Origin of the sequence: Streptomyces sp. NPDC007983, from assembly GCF_042958345.1 — a bacterium.
Classification (GTDB): domain Bacteria; phylum Actinomycetota; class Actinomycetes; order Streptomycetales; family Streptomycetaceae; genus Streptomyces.
In genome coordinates, this window is the sequence record NZ_JBIBJI010000002.1 from 912,215 (window position 1) to 927,243 (window position 15,029).

The window sequence follows — 15,029 nt, forward strand, 5'->3', positions numbered from 1 at the left end:
TGAGCCGCGAAGGCCGAACCCCGCGAAGTCCGTCCCCCGGACCGGCACAATGGGGCCGCGCCCGCATACGGCCGGTCCGCCGGACGCCGACCGGCGACACCTCGTGCGGCATCTGGGCGTTAAGCCCTGCGATGCCGGAGGGCGAGGAGGCGGCGGCGATGGACGAGGCGACGGGTTCCCCGGACACCCTGGGGCCTTGCGGACACGCCCCGGGGCCCGCGACCGGCCCGGTGCCCCGGGACGGGCCGGGCGTGGAGCTGCCGCCGCTGGTCGATCAGCACGGCCACGGCATCGTCCACGGCGAGCTGGGCCTCGGCTCGTTCGAAACCCATCTGGCCACCGCCGCCGGATCGGGCCCGGCGCCGGTGGGGACCACGTACTTCGACAGCTTCACCGGGCTCGCCGTACGCCGCTGGTGCCCGCCGCTGCTGGGCATGGAGCCGCACTGCACGCCGGTGCGCTATCTCGCCCGCCGCCGCGAGCTGGGCGCCTACCGCGCCGCCCGGCTGCTGCTGCGCGGCGCGGGCATCGGCACGTTCCTGCTGGAGTCGGGCGCCCCGAGCGACCTGACCTCGCCCGCCGAGCTGGCGGCGGCGGCCGACGGCCGGGTGCACGAGGTCGTACGGCTCGAACCGCTGGCCGAACAGGTCGCGGACACCTCGGGGACGGTCGACGCGTTCATCGGCAACACCGCCGAGGCCCTGTACGCCGCCGCCCAGCACGCCACCGCCTTCGCGCTGGGCATCACCTTCTGCGACGAGACCCCGCCCGACCCGCGCGAGGTGCGGCGCGCGGCGGCCCGGCGGCTGTCCGTACGCCCGGTACGCGACCGGGCGCCCGACCCGGTGCTCGCCCAGCATCTGATGTGGAGCGCCGTGGCGACCGGGCTGCCGGTGCAGTTGCACTGCGCCGATCCCCGGCCGCTCGTCGGCTTCTTACGCGCCACCGCCGGGTTCGGCACCGACCTGGTGCTGCTGCCCGACCGGCCGCATCACCGCCGGGCGGCCCGGCTCGCCGCGGTGTTCCCGCACGTCTACGCGGACGTGGGACCGCGCCCGGCGGAGACGCTGGCCGAGGCGCCGTTCGGCAAGCTGCTGTTCTCCACCGGCGCCCGAGCGCTGCCCGAGCTGTATGTGACCGCCGCCCGGCTGTTCGGCCAGGCGATGGGCCGGCTGGCGGCCGAGTGGGTCGCCGACGGGATCTGTACGGGGGCGGAGGCCCGGCGGATCGCCGGGCTGGTCGCGGCCGGGACCGCGCGCCGGGTCTACCGGCTGGACGCGGCAGGCTCGGGGGCCGGGTCCGCCGGGGCGCTGTCCGGCTGAACCGCCTCATGGTCGCCGGTCGGGCCGGGGTCCGCGGCGACGGCGAGCGCGGGGCGCTCGCGCTGGGAGAACAGCACCCGCAGGACCGCGATCCACACCAGGCAGGAGCCGAACATGTGGATGCCGACGACCACCTCGGGCAGACCCGTGAAGTACTGGACGTACCCGATCAGGCCCTGGAGGAGCAGCACGGCCAGCAGGTCGCGCACCGCACGGCGCAGGGGCTCCGGGGCCTTCACGGCGCGCAGCGTGAACCACAGGGCGGCGGTGAGGCCCAGCACGATGTAGACGAAGTCCACGTGCAGCTGGGTGATCTCCTGCCAGTTCAGCGGGATCCGGTGCACCTCGCGGGCGTCACCGGCGTGCGGACCGGAACCGGTGACCACGGTGCCGATGAGGATCAGCGCCAGGGTCGCGCCGACCAGCAGCCAGGTCAGCTGGCGCACCGGACGGGCCACCAGGTCGCGCGGGGCGCCGTCGCCCTCGCGGGAGCGCTGCCAGACGACCATCCCGACCGTGAGGAGCGCGGTGGCCAGCAGGAAGTGCGAGCTGACGATGTACGGGTTCAGGCCGGTGAGGACGATGATGCCGCCGATGATGGCGTTGCTCATGATCAGCCAGAACTGGACCCAGCCCAGCCGGGTGAGGGAGCGGCGCCACGGCTGACGGGCCCGGGCGGCGATGATCAGCAGACCGGTGAACGCGGACAGCACGTACGTCAGCATCCGGTTGCCGAACTCGATGGCACCGTGGATGCCCAATTCGGAGGTGGGCGTCAGGCTCCCGGAGGTGCACCTGGGCCAGGTGTCACACCCCAGCCCGGACTCGGTCAGCCGCACCGCGCCCCCGGTGACGACGATGACCACGGCCATCACCACGGTGGCGAGCGCGGCGCGCTCCACGAAGCGCGCGGAGGGCTGCCAGCGCCGGGCGATCAGCTCGAACGGATTCAGCGAATTCGGCACGGAGCCATCGTAGGACGGAGCTTGTGCAGCTTTTCACGAGGGTCCCGGTTACCGGCGGAAGCGTGCCCGGGAGCCCCTCACTCCCAGCGGAAGAACCGCGCCGCGGCCCCGAGCCCCAGCACGGCCCACACGGCCAGGATGCCGAGGTCACGCCAGGGCACTCCGGCCCCGTCCTGGAGGACGTCCCGCAGCCCGCCGGAGAGCGCCGAGATCGGCAGCAGCTCCAGGACGGCGCGCGCCCCGCCCGGGAACTTGTCCAGCGAGACGATCACCCCGCCGCCCACGAGCAGCAGCAGGAAGACCAGATTGGCCGCGGCGAGGGTCGCCTCGGCCTTGAGGGTGCCCGCCATCAGCAGCCCGAGCCCGGAGAACGCGGCGGTGCCGAGGATCAGCAGCAGCACCACGGCGAGCGGGTCGCCGTGCGGCGACCAGTCCAGGGCGAAGGCGATCGCGGTCAGCAGCACGATCTGCAGGACCTCGGTGACCAGCACCGCGCACGTCTTGGCGGTCATCAGCGCCCACCGGGGCAGCGGGGAGACGGCGAGCCGCTTGAGGACGCCGTAGCGCCGCTCGAAACCGGTCGCGATGGCCTGTCCGGTGAAGGCCGTGGACAGGACGGCGAGCGCCAGCACACCGGGCGCGAGGAAGTCGACGGTGTTCCCGGCGGCGCCGGTGTCCACGATGTCGATGCTGCTGAAGAGCAGCAGGACGAGGGAGGGGATGACGACGGTCAGCAGCAGCTGTTCGCCGTTGCGCAGCAGCATCCGGGTCTCCAGCGTGGCCTGCGCGCGGATCATCCGGAGCAGCGGGGCCGCCCCCGGCCGGGGGGTGAAAGTGCCTGTGGCGGTCACGCGCGCAGCTCCTTACCGGTCAGCTCCAGGAAGACGTCCTCCAAGGTGTGCCGCTCGACCGAGATGCGGTCCGGCATCACGCCGTTCTGCGCGCACCAGGAGGTGACGGTGGCCAGCATCTGCGGGTTGACCTTGCCGGTGACCCGGTAGCCGCCGGGGGTCAGCTCGGCGGCGGTGCTGTCGGCGGGCAGCGCCTTGAGCAGCGAGGCCAGGTCGAGCGCGGGGCGGCCGCTGAAGCGCAGGGTGTTCTCGGCGCCGCCGCGGCACAGCTCCTCGGGGGTGCCCTGGGCGATGACCTTGCCGCCGTCGATGATCGCGACGTGGTCGGCGAGCTGTTCGGCCTCGTCCATGTAGTGCGTGGTCAGGACGACCGTCACGCCGTCGCGGCGCAGATCGCGGACCAGGTCCCAGGTGGCGCGGCGGGCCTGCGGGTCGAGTCCGGCGGTGGGCTCGTCGAGGAAGACCAGTTCGGGGCGGCCGACGACGGCCATGGCGAGCGCGAGCCGCTGCTGCTGGCCGCCGGAGAGCCGTCGGTAGGTCGTACGGCCGCAGGAGCCGAGGCCGAGCCGGTCGATGAGGGCGGGCACGTCCAGGGGATGGGCGTGGAGGGAGGCGGTGTGGCGCAGCATCTCTTCTGCGCGCGCCCCGGAATAAACCCCTCCGGACTGGAGCATGACGCCCACCCGCGGCCGCAGCGCCGCCGCGTCGGCGACCGGGTCGAGGCCGAATATGCGCACCGTCCCGGCGTCGGGGCGGCGATATCCCTCGCAGGTCTCGACGGTGGTGGTCTTGCCTGCGCCGTTGGGGCCGAGGACGGCGCTCACGGTGCCACGGCCGACGGACAGGTCGAGCCCGTCGACGGCGGTCTTCGAGCCGTACCGTTTGACCAGGCCGACCACGTCGACCGCGGGCTCTTCTCGCATGTCCGGCAGTCTACGAACGGCGGGGCGCGCCGTGGGCGGCAGGGCCGGAACGCATTCCTCGCGCAGCCCCCGCGAGAACCCCTCCGACGAGCGCGGGAGCCACAACGTCGCAGGTCACACTTAGGTACACCTAAGTGATACACCCCACCGGAAGCCGCCTCCGCTCTCGGTTGTACCTTGCGGCGGAATTACGCAACAATGGCGTTGTGAAATACGCGAGCGAGGCCCCCGAGGGACGCGCGGCCGAGACGGCCGCGCGGTCCGGCGTGCCTGCCGCGACCGCTCCCGAGGAGCAGCACGGCACCCGGAACCGGGTCGCCCGCTCGATCCTCGACCACGGACCGTCCACCGCCGCCGAGCTAGCCCTGCGGCTGGAGCTGACCCAGGCGGCCGTGCGGCGCCACCTCGACACCCTCGTCGCCGACGGCGTCGTCGAGCCCCGCGAGAAGAGGGTGTACGGGGCGCGCCGGCGCGGCCGCCCGGCCAAGGTGTTCGCGCTGACGGACTGCGGCCGTGACGCCTTCGACCAGGCCTATGACGATCTCGCCGTCGACGCCCTGCGCTGGATCGAGCAGAGCGCGGGCGGCGGCGAGGCGGGCCGGGAGGCCGTCGCGGCGTTCGCCCGCGCCAGGCTCGCCGCCCAGGCCGAGGCGTACCGCGGCGCCGTCGAGGCGGCCGCCCCCGGGCGGCGTACCGAAGCCCTGGCGGGCGCACTCTCCGCGGACGGGTACGCTGCTACGGCGCGCAGCGCGCCGGTCGGCGAACAGCTCTGCCAGCACCACTGCCCGGTCGCCCACGCAGCCGAGCGATATCCGCAGCTGTGTGAGGCGGAGACCGAGGTCTTCTCCCAGCTGCTCGGGACCCATGTCCAGCGTCTGGCCACCATCGCCCATGGCGACGGGGTGTGCACGACGTTCATTCCGAAGACCGGACAGACCGACTTCGCGGTCGAGAAGACCGACCACCGCATTACCAAGACCACCACAGCATCTGCCAGCACGGCCGGGAGGAACCCCGAATGACTCTCCCCACGGAGACCGCTCACCCTGAGCTCGAGGGCCTGGGCAACTACGAGTACGGCTGGGCCGACTCCGACGTGGCCGGCGCCTCGGCCAAGCGCGGCCTCTCCGAGGAGGTCGTACGCGACATCTCGGCGAAGAAGTCCGAGCCGGAGTGGATGCTCAAGCTCCGTCTCAAGGGGCTGAAGCTCTTCGGCAAGAAGCCCATGCCCACTTGGGGCTCGGACCTGTCGGGTATCGACTTCGACAACATCAAGTACTTCGTCCGCTCCACCGAGAAGCAGGCCGCCTCCTGGGAGGACCTGCCCGAGGACATCAAGAACACGTACGACAAGCTGGGCATCCCGGAGGCCGAGAAGCAGCGCCTCGTCGCGGGTGTCGCGGCCCAGTACGAGTCCGAGGTCGTCTACCACCAGATCCGTGAGGACCTGGAGGAGCAGGGCGTCCTGTTCCTGGACACCGACACCGCGCTCAGGGAGCACCCGGAGCTGTTCAAGGAGTACTTCGGCACGGTGATCCCGGCGGGCGACAACAAGTTCGCCTCGCTGAACACGGCGGTGTGGTCCGGCGGCTCGTTCATCTACGTGCCCAAGGGCGTCCACGTGGACATCCCGCTCCAGGCGTACTTCCGGATCAACACCGAGAACATGGGCCAGTTCGAGCGGACGCTGATCATCGTCGACGAGGACGCCTACGTCCACTACGTCGAGGGCTGCACCGCGCCGATCTACAAGTCGGACTCGCTGCACTCCGCGGTCGTCGAGATCATCGTCAAGAAGGGCGCCCGCTGCCGTTACACGACCATCCAGAACTGGTCGAACAACGTGTACAACCTGGTCACCAAGCGCGCCGTGGCGTACGAGGGCGCGACCATGGAGTGGGTCGACGGCAACCTCGGCTCCAAGGTGACCATGAAGTACCCGGCCGTCTACCTGATGGGCGAGCACGCCAAGGGCGAGACGCTGTCCATCGCCTTCGCGGGCGAGGGCCAGCACCAGGACGCCGGCGCCAAGATGGTGCACATGGCGCCCCGCACCTCCTCGAACATCGTCTCCAAGTCGGTGGCCCGGGGCGGTGGCCGCACCTCCTACCGCGGTCTGATCGAGATCGGCGAGGGCGCCGAGGGCTCCAAGTCCAACGTGCTGTGCGACGCCCTGCTGGTCGACACCGTCTCGCGCTCGGACACCTACCCGTACGTGGACGTCCGCGAGGACGACGTGTCCATGGGCCACGAGGCGACCGTCTCGAAGGTCAGCGATGACCAGCTCTTCTACCTCATGAGCCGCGGTCTGTCCGAGGACGAGGCCATGGCGATGATCGTGCGCGGCTTCGTCGAGCCGATCGCGCGCGAGCTGCCCATGGAGTACGCGCTGGAGCTCAACCGGCTGATCGAGCTGCAGATGGAGGGTTCGGTCGGCTGACGCCAACCGTCCCTCCCGCCCCGCCCCCGGGGCACCCCCGTGTAAGCCCCAGAAGGCAGAAAGCGAGCAGTACGACAGCCATGGCTGAAACCATTCCGGCCGGATCCACCACGGACGGCGTCATCCAGGTGGGGCAGCAGCCCATCGACGCGCGGGTCAGCGCCCCCGCGTCGTACGACGTGGCCGACTTCCCCGTGCCGCACGGGCGCGAGGAGGACTGGCGGTTCACGCCGCTGGAGCGGCTGCGCGGCCTCCACGACGGCACCGCCGTCGCCGACGGCGGCGTCAAGGTCGAGGTGTCCGCCCCCGAGGGCGTCACCGTCGAGACCGTGGGCCGTGACGACGCGCGCCTGGGCAAGGCCGGCAAGCCGGTGGACCGGGTGGCGGCCCAGGCGTACAGCTCCTTCGAGAAGGCCTCGGTCGTCTCCGTGCCCAAGGAGACGGTGCTCACCGAGCCGGTGCGGATCGCCGTGCACGGCGAGGGCGGCACCGCCTTCGGCCACCAGGTGATCGAGGTCGGCGCCTTCGCCGAGGCCGTCGTCGTCATCGACCACACCGGCGACGCCACGGTCGCCGCCAACGTCGAGTACCTGATCGGCGACGGCGCCAAGCTCACCGTCGTCTCCGTCCAGGACTGGGACGACACGGCCGTCCACGTCGGCCAGCACACCGCGCTGGTCGGCCGGGACGCCACCTTCAAGTCCGTGGTCGTCACCTTCGGCGGCGACCTGGTCCGGCTGCACCCGCGCGTCGTCTACGGCGCGCCGGGCGGTGAGGCCGAGCTGTACGGCCTGTACTTCACCGACAACGGCCAGCACCAGGAGCACCGGCTCTTCATCGACCACGACACCCCGCACTGCCGCAGCAACGTGGCCTACAAGGGCGCGCTGCAGGGCAAGGACGCGCACGCGGTCTGGATCGGCGATGTGCTGATCCGCGCCGCGGCCGAGGGCACGGACACCTACGAGCTGAACCGGAACCTGGTCCTCACCGACGGCGCCCGCGTCGACTCGGTGCCGAACCTGGAGATCGAGACCGGCGAGATCGTCGGCGCCGGTCACGCGAGCGCGACCGGCCGCTTCGAGGACGAGCAGCTGTTCTACCTGATGGCCCGCGGCATCCCGGCCGAGGAGGCCCGCCGCCTCGTCGTCCGCGGCTTCTTCGCCGAGCTGGTCCAGCAGATCGGGCTGCCCGAGCTGGAGGAGCGTCTGATCGCCAAGATCGAGGCCGAGCTGGAGGCGTCCGTAGGATGACCGCGACCTATGTCCGCGCGTGCGCGCTGACCGAACTCGAAGAGGACGCTCCCAAGCGCGTCGAGCTCGACGGTGTGCCGATCGCGCTGGTGCGCACCGAGGGCGAGGTGTTCGCGGTCAACGACATCTGCTCGCACGCGAACGTCTCGCTCTCCGAGGGCGAGGTGGAGGACTGCCAGATCGAGTGCTGGCTGCACGGCTCCAGCTTCGACCTGCGCACCGGCAAGCCGTCCGGCCTCCCCGCGACGCGCCCCGTCCCCGTATACCCCGTAAAGATCGAAGGGGACGACGTGCTCGTCTCCGTCACCCAGGAGTCCTGAGGCACCCATGGCAACGCTTGAGATCCACGACCTGCACGTCTCCGTCGAGGCCGAGGGCGGCCCGCGCGAGATTCTGCGCGGCGTCGACCTGACCGTGAAGCAGGGCGAGACGCACGCCATCATGGGCCCCAACGGCTCCGGCAAGTCCACCCTGGCGTACTCGCTCGCCGGTCACCCGAAGTACACGATCACCGGCGGCACCGTCACCCTCGACGGCGAGAACGTGCTGGAGATGTCCGTCGACGAGCGGGCCCGCGCCGGTGTCTTCCTCGCCATGCAGTACCCGGTCGAGGTGCCCGGCGTCTCCGTCTCCAACTTCCTGCGCACCTCCGCGACCGCGATCCGCGGCGAGGCGCCGAAGCTGCGCACCTGGGTGAAGGAGGTCAAGGAGGCCATGCAGCGTCTCCAGATCGACCCGTCCTTCGCCGAGCGGAACGTCAACGAGGGCTTCTCCGGTGGTGAGAAGAAGCGCCACGAGATCCTTCAGCTGGAGCTGCTGAAGCCGGCCATCGCGATCCTCGACGAGACCGACTCCGGTCTCGACGTCGACGCGCTGCGCGTGGTCTCCGAGGGCGTCAACCGCGTCCGCGAGTCCGGCCAGGTCGGCACCCTGCTCATCACCCACTACACCCGCATCCTGCGGTACATCAAGCCCGACCACGTCCACGTGTTCGCCGCGGGCCGGATCGCCGAGTCCGGCGGCCCGGAGCTGGCGGACAAGCTGGAGGAAGAGGGCTACGAGGCGTACGTGAAGGGAGGCGTCTCCGAGTGACACAGCTGCCGGGCCTCCTCGACACCGAGGCGATCCGCAAGGACTTCCCGATCCTGGACCGCACGGTCCACGACGGCAAGAAGCTCGTCTACCTGGACAACGCGGCGACCTCGCAGAAGCCGCGTCAGGTCCTGGACGCGCTGAACAGCTATTACGAGCGCTCCAACGCCAATGTGCACCGTGGCGTCCATGTGCTCGCGGAGGAGGCCACGGCGCTGTACGAGGGCGCCCGCGACACGGTCGCCACCTTCATCAACGCTCCCAGCCGCGACGAGGTGATCTTCACCAAGAACGCGTCGGAGTCGTTGAACCTGGTCGCCAACATGCTCGGCTGGGCCGATGAGCCCTACCGGGTGGACCAGGACACCGAGATCGTCATCACGGAGATGGAGCACCACTCCAACATCGTGCCGTGGCAGCTGCTCTCGCAGCGCACCGGCGCGAAGCTGAAGTGGTTCGGCCTCACCGAGGACGGCCGTCTCGACCTGTCCGAGATCGAGCAGGTCATCACGGAGAAGACCAAGGTCGTCTCATTCGTGCTGGTCTCCAACATCCTGGGCACGGTCAACCCGGTCGAGGCGATCGTCCGCCGCGCGCAGGACGTCGGCGCGCTCGTCGTCATCGACGCCTCCCAGGCCGCCCCGCACATGCTGCTGGACGTCCAGGCGCTCCAGGCCGACTTCGTGGCCTTCACCGGCCACAAGATGTGCGGTCCGACCGGCATCGGTGTGCTGTGGGGCCGCCAGGAGCTGCTGGAGGACCTGCCCCCGTTCCTCGGCGGCGGCGAGATGATCGAGACCGTCTCGATGAACTCCTCCACCTACGCCCCGGCGCCGCACAAGTTCGAGGCCGGTACGCCCCCGATCGCCCAGGCCGTCGGCCTCGGCGCGGCCGTGGACTATCTGGCCTCGATCGGCATGGACAACATCGCCCGCCATGAGCACGCCCTGACCCACTACGCGGTCGGCAGGCTCCTGGAGGTGCCCGACCTGCGCATCATCGGCCCCACCACGGCCGAGGAGCGCGGCGCCACGATCTCCTTCACGCTCGGCGACATCCACCCGCACGATGTGGGCCAGGTCCTCGACGAGCAGGGCATCGCCGTCCGGGTGGGCCACCACTGTGCCCGTCCGGTGTGCCTGCGGTACGGAATTCCTGCGACCACGCGAGCGTCGTTCTATCTGTACTCCACGCCGGCCGAGGTGGATGCCTTGGTCGAGGGGCTGGAGCACGTACGGAACTTCTTCGGCTAGGGGATGCCACGTGAAGCTGGATTCGATGTACCAGGACGTCATCCTGGACCACTACAAGCACCCCCACGGGCGGGGGCTCAGGGACGGCGACGCCGAGGTACACCACGTCAATCCCACCTGCGGTGACGAGATCACCCTCCGGGTGCGGCTTGACGGCGAGACGATCGAGGACGTGAGCTACGAGGGCCAGGGCTGTTCCATCAGCCAGGCGAGCGCGTCCGTACTCAACGACCTGCTGGTGGGCAAGGAACTGAGCGAGGCTCGCAGGATCCAGACGACGTTTCTGGAGCTGATGCAGTCCAAGGGCCAGCTGGAGCCGGACGACGCGATGGAAGAGGTGCTGGAGGACGCGGTCGCGTTCGCCGGTGTCTCCAAGTACCCGGCCCGGGTCAAGTGCGCGCTGCTGAGCTGGATGGCATGGAAGGACGCCACGGCTCAGGCCCTGGGCGACGGCGCTGAAGGGAAGACCGCATGACTGAGAACCTGGATTCCACCGTGGAAACCACCACCAAGCCCGCGAGCGAGGAAGAGGTCCGCGAGGCCCTCTACGACGTGGTCGACCCCGAGTTGGGCATCGACGTGGTCAACCTCGGTCTCGTCTACGGCATTCACGTCGACGAGAGCAACATCGCCACCATCGACATGACGCTCACGTCCGCGGCGTGTCCGCTGACCGACGTCATCGAGGACCAGGCGAAGTCCGCGGCCGACGGCATCGTCAACGAGCTCCGGATCAACTGGGTCTGGATGCCGCCGTGGGGCCCGGACAAGATCACCGACGACGGCCGCGACCAGCTGCGGGCTCTCGGCTTCAACGTCTGAAGGTCCCGGATACGCGAAAGCGGCCCCCGGCGCACGGTGCGCCGGGGGCCGCTTTCGCGTATCGGCGTCTCCGCGTATCCAGAAGATTGCTGTGTACGGTCGTACGCATCGTTGTGTACGCTCGTACGCATGGGATACCTGACGCTCTCCGGAGCCATCCTGGCCGAGGTCCTGGCGACCACCTCGATGAAGTACAGCGACGGCTTCAGCAAGCTCTGGCCCTCCCTGGCGACCGCCCTGGGCTACGGGATCGCCTTCGTGCTGCTCGCCCAGACGCTCAAGACGATCCCCGTCGGCACCGCGTACGCCGTGTGGGCCGGCGCCGGGACCGCCCTCATCGCCGCGATCGGAATGCTGTTCCTGGGGGAGGCGGCGACCGCCGCCAGGATGATCGGGGTGCTCCTGGTGATCGCCGGAGTGATCGTGCTGAACCTCGGCGGAGCCCACTGATGGGGCGCCGCTACGACCCCGAGCGGCGGCAGCGGATCATCGACGCCGCGATCGCGGTGGTGGGGGAGCGGGGCATGGGCGCGCTCAGCCACCGGTCCGTGGCCGCCGCCGCGGACGTGCCGCTCGGCTCGACCACGTACCACTTCGCAACCCTGGACGATCTGCTGGTCGCCGCGCTCGACCAGGTCAACGCCGAGTGGCTGGCCGACATGGAGCGCTGGGAGCGCGACGCGCCCCCCGAGGCGCCGCTCGCCGACGGCATGGCGGGGCTGATGGAGCTGCTGCTGACGGGCGACCGCAAGCGGCTGGAGCTGGAGTACGAGCTGTATCTCGCCGCCCTGCGCCGCGCCTCGGTGCGGCCGATCGCCGCCGCGTTCCTCGACCGGATGACGGAGCTGCTGGAGCGGCGCACCGCCGACCGGGACGTCGCACGCGCCGTGAACGCCCTGTTCGACGGGATGCTGCTGCAGATCCTGCTGACCGGGCGGGAGTTCGACCGGGAGGAGGCGCGGGCGGCGTTCGCCCGGGTGACCGGGGCGTAAGCCCGGTCCGGGCGTGAACCCGTATCCGTCCACCGGGGAACAGAGGGCGACACACCGACCGCCGCACCACGACGCACCGGATACGGAGCTCCTGTGACCGACCCCGATCCACCGCCGCGACCCGCCCCGCCCAGCCCCACCGCGCCGGACGACGACGCGGCGGTCGTGGCCCGGTCGCTGGAGCAGCCCGAGACCTTCGCGACGCTCTACGACCGGTACGCCCCCGACATCCACCGCTATGTGGCCCGCCGCCTCGGCGACGGTGCCGCGGACGACGTCACCGCCGAGACCTTCCTGATCGCCTTCCGCGGCCGGGCCCGTTACGACCAGCGGCGCGGCACCGCCCGGCCCTGGCTGTACGGCATCGCCGCCAACCTCATCGGCAAGCACCGGCGCGCCGAGGTCCGGGCGCTGCGCGCGCTGGCCCGCACCGGCATCGACCCGGTCGCCGAGTCCTGGGTCGAGCGTGCGGACAGCCGGGTCGCGGCAGAGGCGACCCGCCGGCCGCTGGCCGCGGCGCTGGCCGGGCTGTCCGCACGCGACCGGCACGTCCTGCTGCTCATCGCGTGGGCGGACCTCAGCTACCAGGAGGTGGCCGAAGCGCTCTCCATACCGGTCGGGACGGTCCGCTCCCGGCTCAACCGCGCCCGCCGCACGGTGCGCTCCGCCCTCGGCGCCGACCCCACCGTCGTCAGCGATGCCACGGAGGTGGCCCACCATGGATGATCCGCAGCAGGAGCTGACCCGGGTGCGCGCGCTGCGCGCCGACGCCCCCCGGCCCGACCGGGCCCGGCTCGCCGCCGGGCGGGCGAGGGTTCAGGACGCCGCCGGCGCGGCCCCACGGCGCCGCTTCCTGGCGGACTGGCGGCTCGCGGCCGTCGGCGCCGCCGCGACCGTGACCGCCACCGTGGTGGTGGCCGTGGGCGTCCTGGGCGGCGGCCCCGGAGGGTCGCGGGTGCCGGATCCCGCGGCGCGGCCCGGCCACACCGCGAAGCTGGGGACCATCAAGGACGCGAGGCGGCTCGGCGACGCGGCGACCGTACTGCGGCGGGCGGCCGACACCGTCGAGCAGACCCCGGTTCCCGCGCCCCGGGACGGTCAGTGGGTCTACACCAGGTTCGTGGACGCGGGACGGGCCGACGGCGGGCACGGCGGGCCGAAGCCGCACACGTCCGAGTCCTGGGAGTCGTACGACGATCCGTCGTACGCGGCGCGGAAGGAGTACCGCCTGCTGCGGGCGCTGCCCGGCGATCCGGAGCGGGTCAAGGAGAAGGTCCGGGAGCTGGACCCAGATCGTCCGGGCTCCGAGTCCCCGGCGCAGTACGACTTCCGGCTGCTCGGCGGGTTGAGCCAGGCGTTCCCGGCCGACCCCGAGGGGCGGGCCGACGTCCTCCGGGCGATGGCGACCATTCCGGGGATCACGGCGGCGCAGGTCGAGGACAACCTGGGGCGGACGGCCGTCGCGGTCGGGCACGGCACCCTGGGGAAGCGGGGCTTCTCCGAGTTCCAGCTGCTCTACGACCCGGAGACCTTCGCTCCGCTCGGGGAGCGGAGCATCGCGGGCCACGACGGCGCGCCGGACGACTGGGACAGGGACGGCTGGAAGGCGGGCGATGTGCTCAGCACTCATGCGCTGGTCGACCAGGCCCTGGTCGATGCCAAGAACCGGCGCCCCTGACCGGGAGGCGCGGCGGGCGGGACGGCGGACGGGACGCCGGACGGGGCGCGGCCGCCCGGCGTCTGTCCGCTGAGACCGGTTAGCCTCCGGGCCCCGGCTCCGGTTAGCGTGCTGACCATGACCGATGCAGCCACCACCACCCGCACCACCGGCGCCGTCGCCGCCGGGCTCGCCACCCTCACCGAGGACGGCACCGTTCTGGACACCTGGTTCCCGGCCCCCGAGCTGGCCGACGCGCCCGGCCCGGCCGGAACCGAACGGCTCGACGCCGAGCGCACCGCGCAGCTCCTGGGCGAGACCGCCCTCAAGGCGCTCGGCCCGGACCCGCGCCGTGGCGTCGAGGTCGTCGCCGTCCGCACGGTCATCGCCTCGATCGACGACAAGCCGCTCGACGCGCATGACGTGTACCTGCGGCTGCACCTGCTCAGCCACCGGCTGGTCAAGCCGCACGGGCTGAACCTGGAGGGCCAGTTCGGCCTGCTCGCCAACGTCGCCTGGACCTCGCTCGGTCCCGTCGCCGCCGACCAGGTCGAGCGCGCCCGGCTCGCCGCCCGCGCCGAGGGTCTGCACCTGGCGGTGACCAGCGTCGACAAGTTCCCGCGGATGACGGACTACGTCGTTCCGGCCGGTGTCCGCATCGGTGACGCCGACCGCGTACGGCTCGGCGCGCACCTCGCCGCCGGGACGACCGTCATGCACGAGGGCTTCGTCAACTTCAATGCGGGCACGCTGGGCACCTCCATGGTCGAGGGCCGCATCAGCGCGGGCGTCGTCGTCGGCGACGGCTCCGACATCGGTGGCGGCGCGTCGATCATGGGCACGCTGTCCGGTGGCGGCAAGCAGACCATCACCATCGGCGAGCGCTGCCTGCTGGGTGCCGAGGCGGGCCTCGGCATCTCCCTCGGTGACGACTGCGTCGTCGAGGCGGGCCTGTACGTGACGGCGGGCACCCGGGTGACCCTCCCGGACGGCAAGATCGCCAAGGCGCTTGAGCTGTCCGGCGCGACGAACCTCCTCTTCCGCCGCAACTCCACGACCGGCGCGGTCGAGGTCCTGCCGCGCACCGGCTCGTGGGGCGGCCTCAACGCGGCGCTGCACACCCACAACTGACCGCAGCGGGAAAGTCCCAACCCGGGGGCTCCGCCCCCGGACCCCCGCGCCGGGCGTGGCCCGGGCGTTCGCGGTGCTGCTGCACGGGGTGGGGTGCTCCGTCCCCGGGCTCGCGTGCCGGGTGGCGGCGGGCGCGAAGTTTCCCCGCCCCGCCCCTTCCCGAAACCGGGGGCTGCGCCCCCGGGCCCCCGCGCCGGGCGTGACCCCGCGCCGGCCGTGGCCCGGGCGTCCGCGGTGCTGCTGCACGGGGTGGGGTGCTCCGTCCCCGGGCTCGCGTGCCGGGTGGCGGCGGGCGCGAAGTTTCCCCGCCCCGCCCCTTCCCGAAACC

General features: G+C 71.6%; 17 protein-coding genes. 14 read left to right on the forward strand and 3 right to left on the reverse strand.

Annotation, left to right across the window (positions count from 1 at the left end; all coding sequences use genetic code 11):
* Nucleotides 1-158 precede the first annotated feature (158 nt).
* Nucleotides 159-1,322, forward strand: a complete 1,164-nt coding sequence (locus ACFZCY_RS08505; protein WP_391170232.1) for an amidohydrolase — start codon at nucleotides 159-161, stop codon at nucleotides 1,320-1,322.
* Here ACFZCY_RS08505 and ACFZCY_RS08510 read toward each other — a convergent pair.
* From ACFZCY_RS08510 to ACFZCY_RS08520, 3 genes are all read right to left on the reverse strand, one after another.
* A complete protein-coding gene (locus ACFZCY_RS08510) occupies nucleotides 1,265-2,287 on the reverse strand; it encodes a COX15/CtaA family protein (RefSeq protein ID WP_391170233.1) in 1,023 nt (340 codons plus the stop codon). The genes ACFZCY_RS08505 and ACFZCY_RS08510 overlap by 58 nt on opposite strands.
* Nucleotides 2,288-2,364: 77 nt before the next feature.
* On the reverse strand, nucleotides 2,365-3,138 hold the full coding sequence (locus ACFZCY_RS08515; protein ID WP_391170234.1) for an ABC transporter permease: 774 nt from the start codon (nucleotides 3,136-3,138) through the stop codon (nucleotides 2,365-2,367).
* Nucleotides 3,135-4,061 (reverse strand): ATP-binding cassette domain-containing protein, encoded by a 927-nt coding sequence (locus tag ACFZCY_RS08520; RefSeq protein WP_391170235.1) that lies wholly within the window; start codon nucleotides 4,059-4,061, stop codon nucleotides 3,135-3,137. Before ACFZCY_RS08520 ends, ACFZCY_RS08515 begins: the two co-directional genes overlap by 4 nt.
* A gap of 206 nt (nucleotides 4,062-4,267) precedes the next feature.
* On the opposite strand from ACFZCY_RS08520, the gene ACFZCY_RS08525 reads away from it, so the two are divergent.
* The 13 genes from ACFZCY_RS08525 (at nucleotide 4,268) to dapD (ending at nucleotide 14,701) form a co-directional block, all read left to right on the forward strand.
* The gene (locus ACFZCY_RS08525; RefSeq protein ID WP_391170236.1) at nucleotides 4,268-5,083 is read left to right on the forward strand and encodes a helix-turn-helix domain-containing protein; all 816 of its coding nucleotides are present in this window, start codon (nucleotides 4,268-4,270) and stop codon (nucleotides 5,081-5,083) included.
* Entirely contained in the window at nucleotides 5,080-6,501 is a 1,422-nt protein-coding gene (sufB, locus tag ACFZCY_RS08530; protein WP_055554246.1) for a Fe-S cluster assembly protein SufB, read from the forward strand. The genes ACFZCY_RS08525 and sufB overlap by 4 nt, the downstream gene beginning before the upstream one ends.
* A gap of 80 nt (nucleotides 6,502-6,581) precedes the next feature.
* On the forward strand, nucleotides 6,582-7,754 hold the full coding sequence (sufD, locus tag ACFZCY_RS08535; RefSeq protein WP_391170237.1) for a Fe-S cluster assembly protein SufD: 1,173 nt from the start codon (nucleotides 6,582-6,584) through the stop codon (nucleotides 7,752-7,754).
* A complete protein-coding gene (locus ACFZCY_RS08540) occupies nucleotides 7,751-8,074 on the forward strand; it encodes a bifunctional 3-phenylpropionate/cinnamic acid dioxygenase ferredoxin subunit (protein ID WP_391170238.1) in 324 nt (107 codons plus the stop codon). Before sufD ends, ACFZCY_RS08540 begins: the two co-directional genes overlap by 4 nt.
* Before the next feature lie 7 nt (nucleotides 8,075-8,081).
* Entirely contained in the window at nucleotides 8,082-8,846 is a 765-nt protein-coding gene (gene sufC, locus ACFZCY_RS08545) for a Fe-S cluster assembly ATPase SufC (RefSeq protein ID WP_391170239.1), read from the forward strand.
* The gene (locus tag ACFZCY_RS08550) at nucleotides 8,843-10,099 is read left to right on the forward strand and encodes a SufS family cysteine desulfurase (protein ID WP_391170240.1); all 1,257 of its coding nucleotides are present in this window, start codon (nucleotides 8,843-8,845) and stop codon (nucleotides 10,097-10,099) included. The genes sufC and ACFZCY_RS08550 overlap by 4 nt, the downstream gene beginning before the upstream one ends.
* Nucleotides 10,100-10,109: 10 nt before the next feature.
* Nucleotides 10,110-10,574 carry a Fe-S cluster assembly sulfur transfer protein SufU gene (gene sufU, locus ACFZCY_RS08555; RefSeq protein WP_009718822.1) on the forward strand — a complete coding sequence of 155 codons (465 nt, stop codon included), beginning with the start codon at nucleotides 10,110-10,112 and terminating at the stop codon, nucleotides 10,572-10,574.
* Nucleotides 10,571-10,921 carry a metal-sulfur cluster assembly factor gene (locus tag ACFZCY_RS08560; RefSeq protein WP_055554236.1) on the forward strand — a complete coding sequence of 117 codons (351 nt, stop codon included), beginning with the start codon at nucleotides 10,571-10,573 and terminating at the stop codon, nucleotides 10,919-10,921. The genes sufU and ACFZCY_RS08560 overlap by 4 nt, the downstream gene beginning before the upstream one ends.
* A 129-nt stretch (nucleotides 10,922-11,050) precedes the next feature.
* Nucleotides 11,051-11,371, forward strand: coding sequence for an SMR family transporter (locus ACFZCY_RS08565; protein WP_391170241.1), 321 nt, complete (start codon nucleotides 11,051-11,053; stop codon nucleotides 11,369-11,371).
* On the forward strand, nucleotides 11,371-11,913 hold the full coding sequence (locus tag ACFZCY_RS08570; RefSeq protein ID WP_391170242.1) for a TetR family transcriptional regulator: 543 nt from the start codon (nucleotides 11,371-11,373) through the stop codon (nucleotides 11,911-11,913). The genes ACFZCY_RS08565 and ACFZCY_RS08570 overlap by 1 nt, the downstream gene beginning before the upstream one ends.
* A gap of 93 nt (nucleotides 11,914-12,006) precedes the next feature.
* Complete coding sequence (locus tag ACFZCY_RS08575) at nucleotides 12,007-12,639, forward strand: sigma-70 family RNA polymerase sigma factor (protein WP_391170243.1); 633 nt, start codon at nucleotides 12,007-12,009, stop codon at nucleotides 12,637-12,639.
* Nucleotides 12,632-13,591 (forward strand): hypothetical protein, encoded by a 960-nt coding sequence (locus ACFZCY_RS08580; protein ID WP_391170244.1) that lies wholly within the window; start codon nucleotides 12,632-12,634, stop codon nucleotides 13,589-13,591. The genes ACFZCY_RS08575 and ACFZCY_RS08580 overlap by 8 nt, the downstream gene beginning before the upstream one ends.
* A gap of 117 nt (nucleotides 13,592-13,708) precedes the next feature.
* The gene (gene dapD / locus ACFZCY_RS08585) at nucleotides 13,709-14,701 is read left to right on the forward strand and encodes a 2,3,4,5-tetrahydropyridine-2,6-dicarboxylate N-succinyltransferase (RefSeq protein WP_391170245.1); all 993 of its coding nucleotides are present in this window, start codon (nucleotides 13,709-13,711) and stop codon (nucleotides 14,699-14,701) included.
* Nucleotides 14,702-15,029: the final 328 nt, after the last annotated feature.

What these genes read in the sequence shown, in the direction of transcription:
- ACFZCY_RS08505 (WP_391170232.1), top strand. Translation starts at nt 159, where the DNA reads ATGGACGAGGCGACGGGTTCCCCGGACACCCTGGGGCCTTGCGGACAC.
- ACFZCY_RS08520 (WP_391170235.1), bottom strand. Translation starts at nt 4,061, where the DNA reads ATGCGAGAAGAGCCCGCGGTCGACGTGGTCGGCCTGGTCAAACGGTAC.
- sufB (WP_055554246.1), top strand. Translation starts at nt 5,080, where the DNA reads ATGACTCTCCCCACGGAGACCGCTCACCCTGAGCTCGAGGGCCTGGGC.
- sufD (WP_391170237.1), top strand. Translation starts at nt 6,582, where the DNA reads ATGGCTGAAACCATTCCGGCCGGATCCACCACGGACGGCGTCATCCAG.
- ACFZCY_RS08540 (WP_391170238.1), top strand. Translation starts at nt 7,751, where the DNA reads ATGACCGCGACCTATGTCCGCGCGTGCGCGCTGACCGAACTCGAAGAG.
- sufC (WP_391170239.1), top strand. Translation starts at nt 8,082, where the DNA reads ATGGCAACGCTTGAGATCCACGACCTGCACGTCTCCGTCGAGGCCGAG.
- ACFZCY_RS08560 (WP_055554236.1), top strand. Translation starts at nt 10,571, where the DNA reads ATGACTGAGAACCTGGATTCCACCGTGGAAACCACCACCAAGCCCGCG.
- ACFZCY_RS08565 (WP_391170241.1), top strand. Translation starts at nt 11,051, where the DNA reads ATGGGATACCTGACGCTCTCCGGAGCCATCCTGGCCGAGGTCCTGGCG.
- ACFZCY_RS08570 (WP_391170242.1), top strand. Translation starts at nt 11,371, where the DNA reads ATGGGGCGCCGCTACGACCCCGAGCGGCGGCAGCGGATCATCGACGCC.
- ACFZCY_RS08580 (WP_391170244.1), top strand. Translation starts at nt 12,632, where the DNA reads ATGGATGATCCGCAGCAGGAGCTGACCCGGGTGCGCGCGCTGCGCGCC.
- dapD (WP_391170245.1), top strand. Translation starts at nt 13,709, where the DNA reads ATGACCGATGCAGCCACCACCACCCGCACCACCGGCGCCGTCGCCGCC.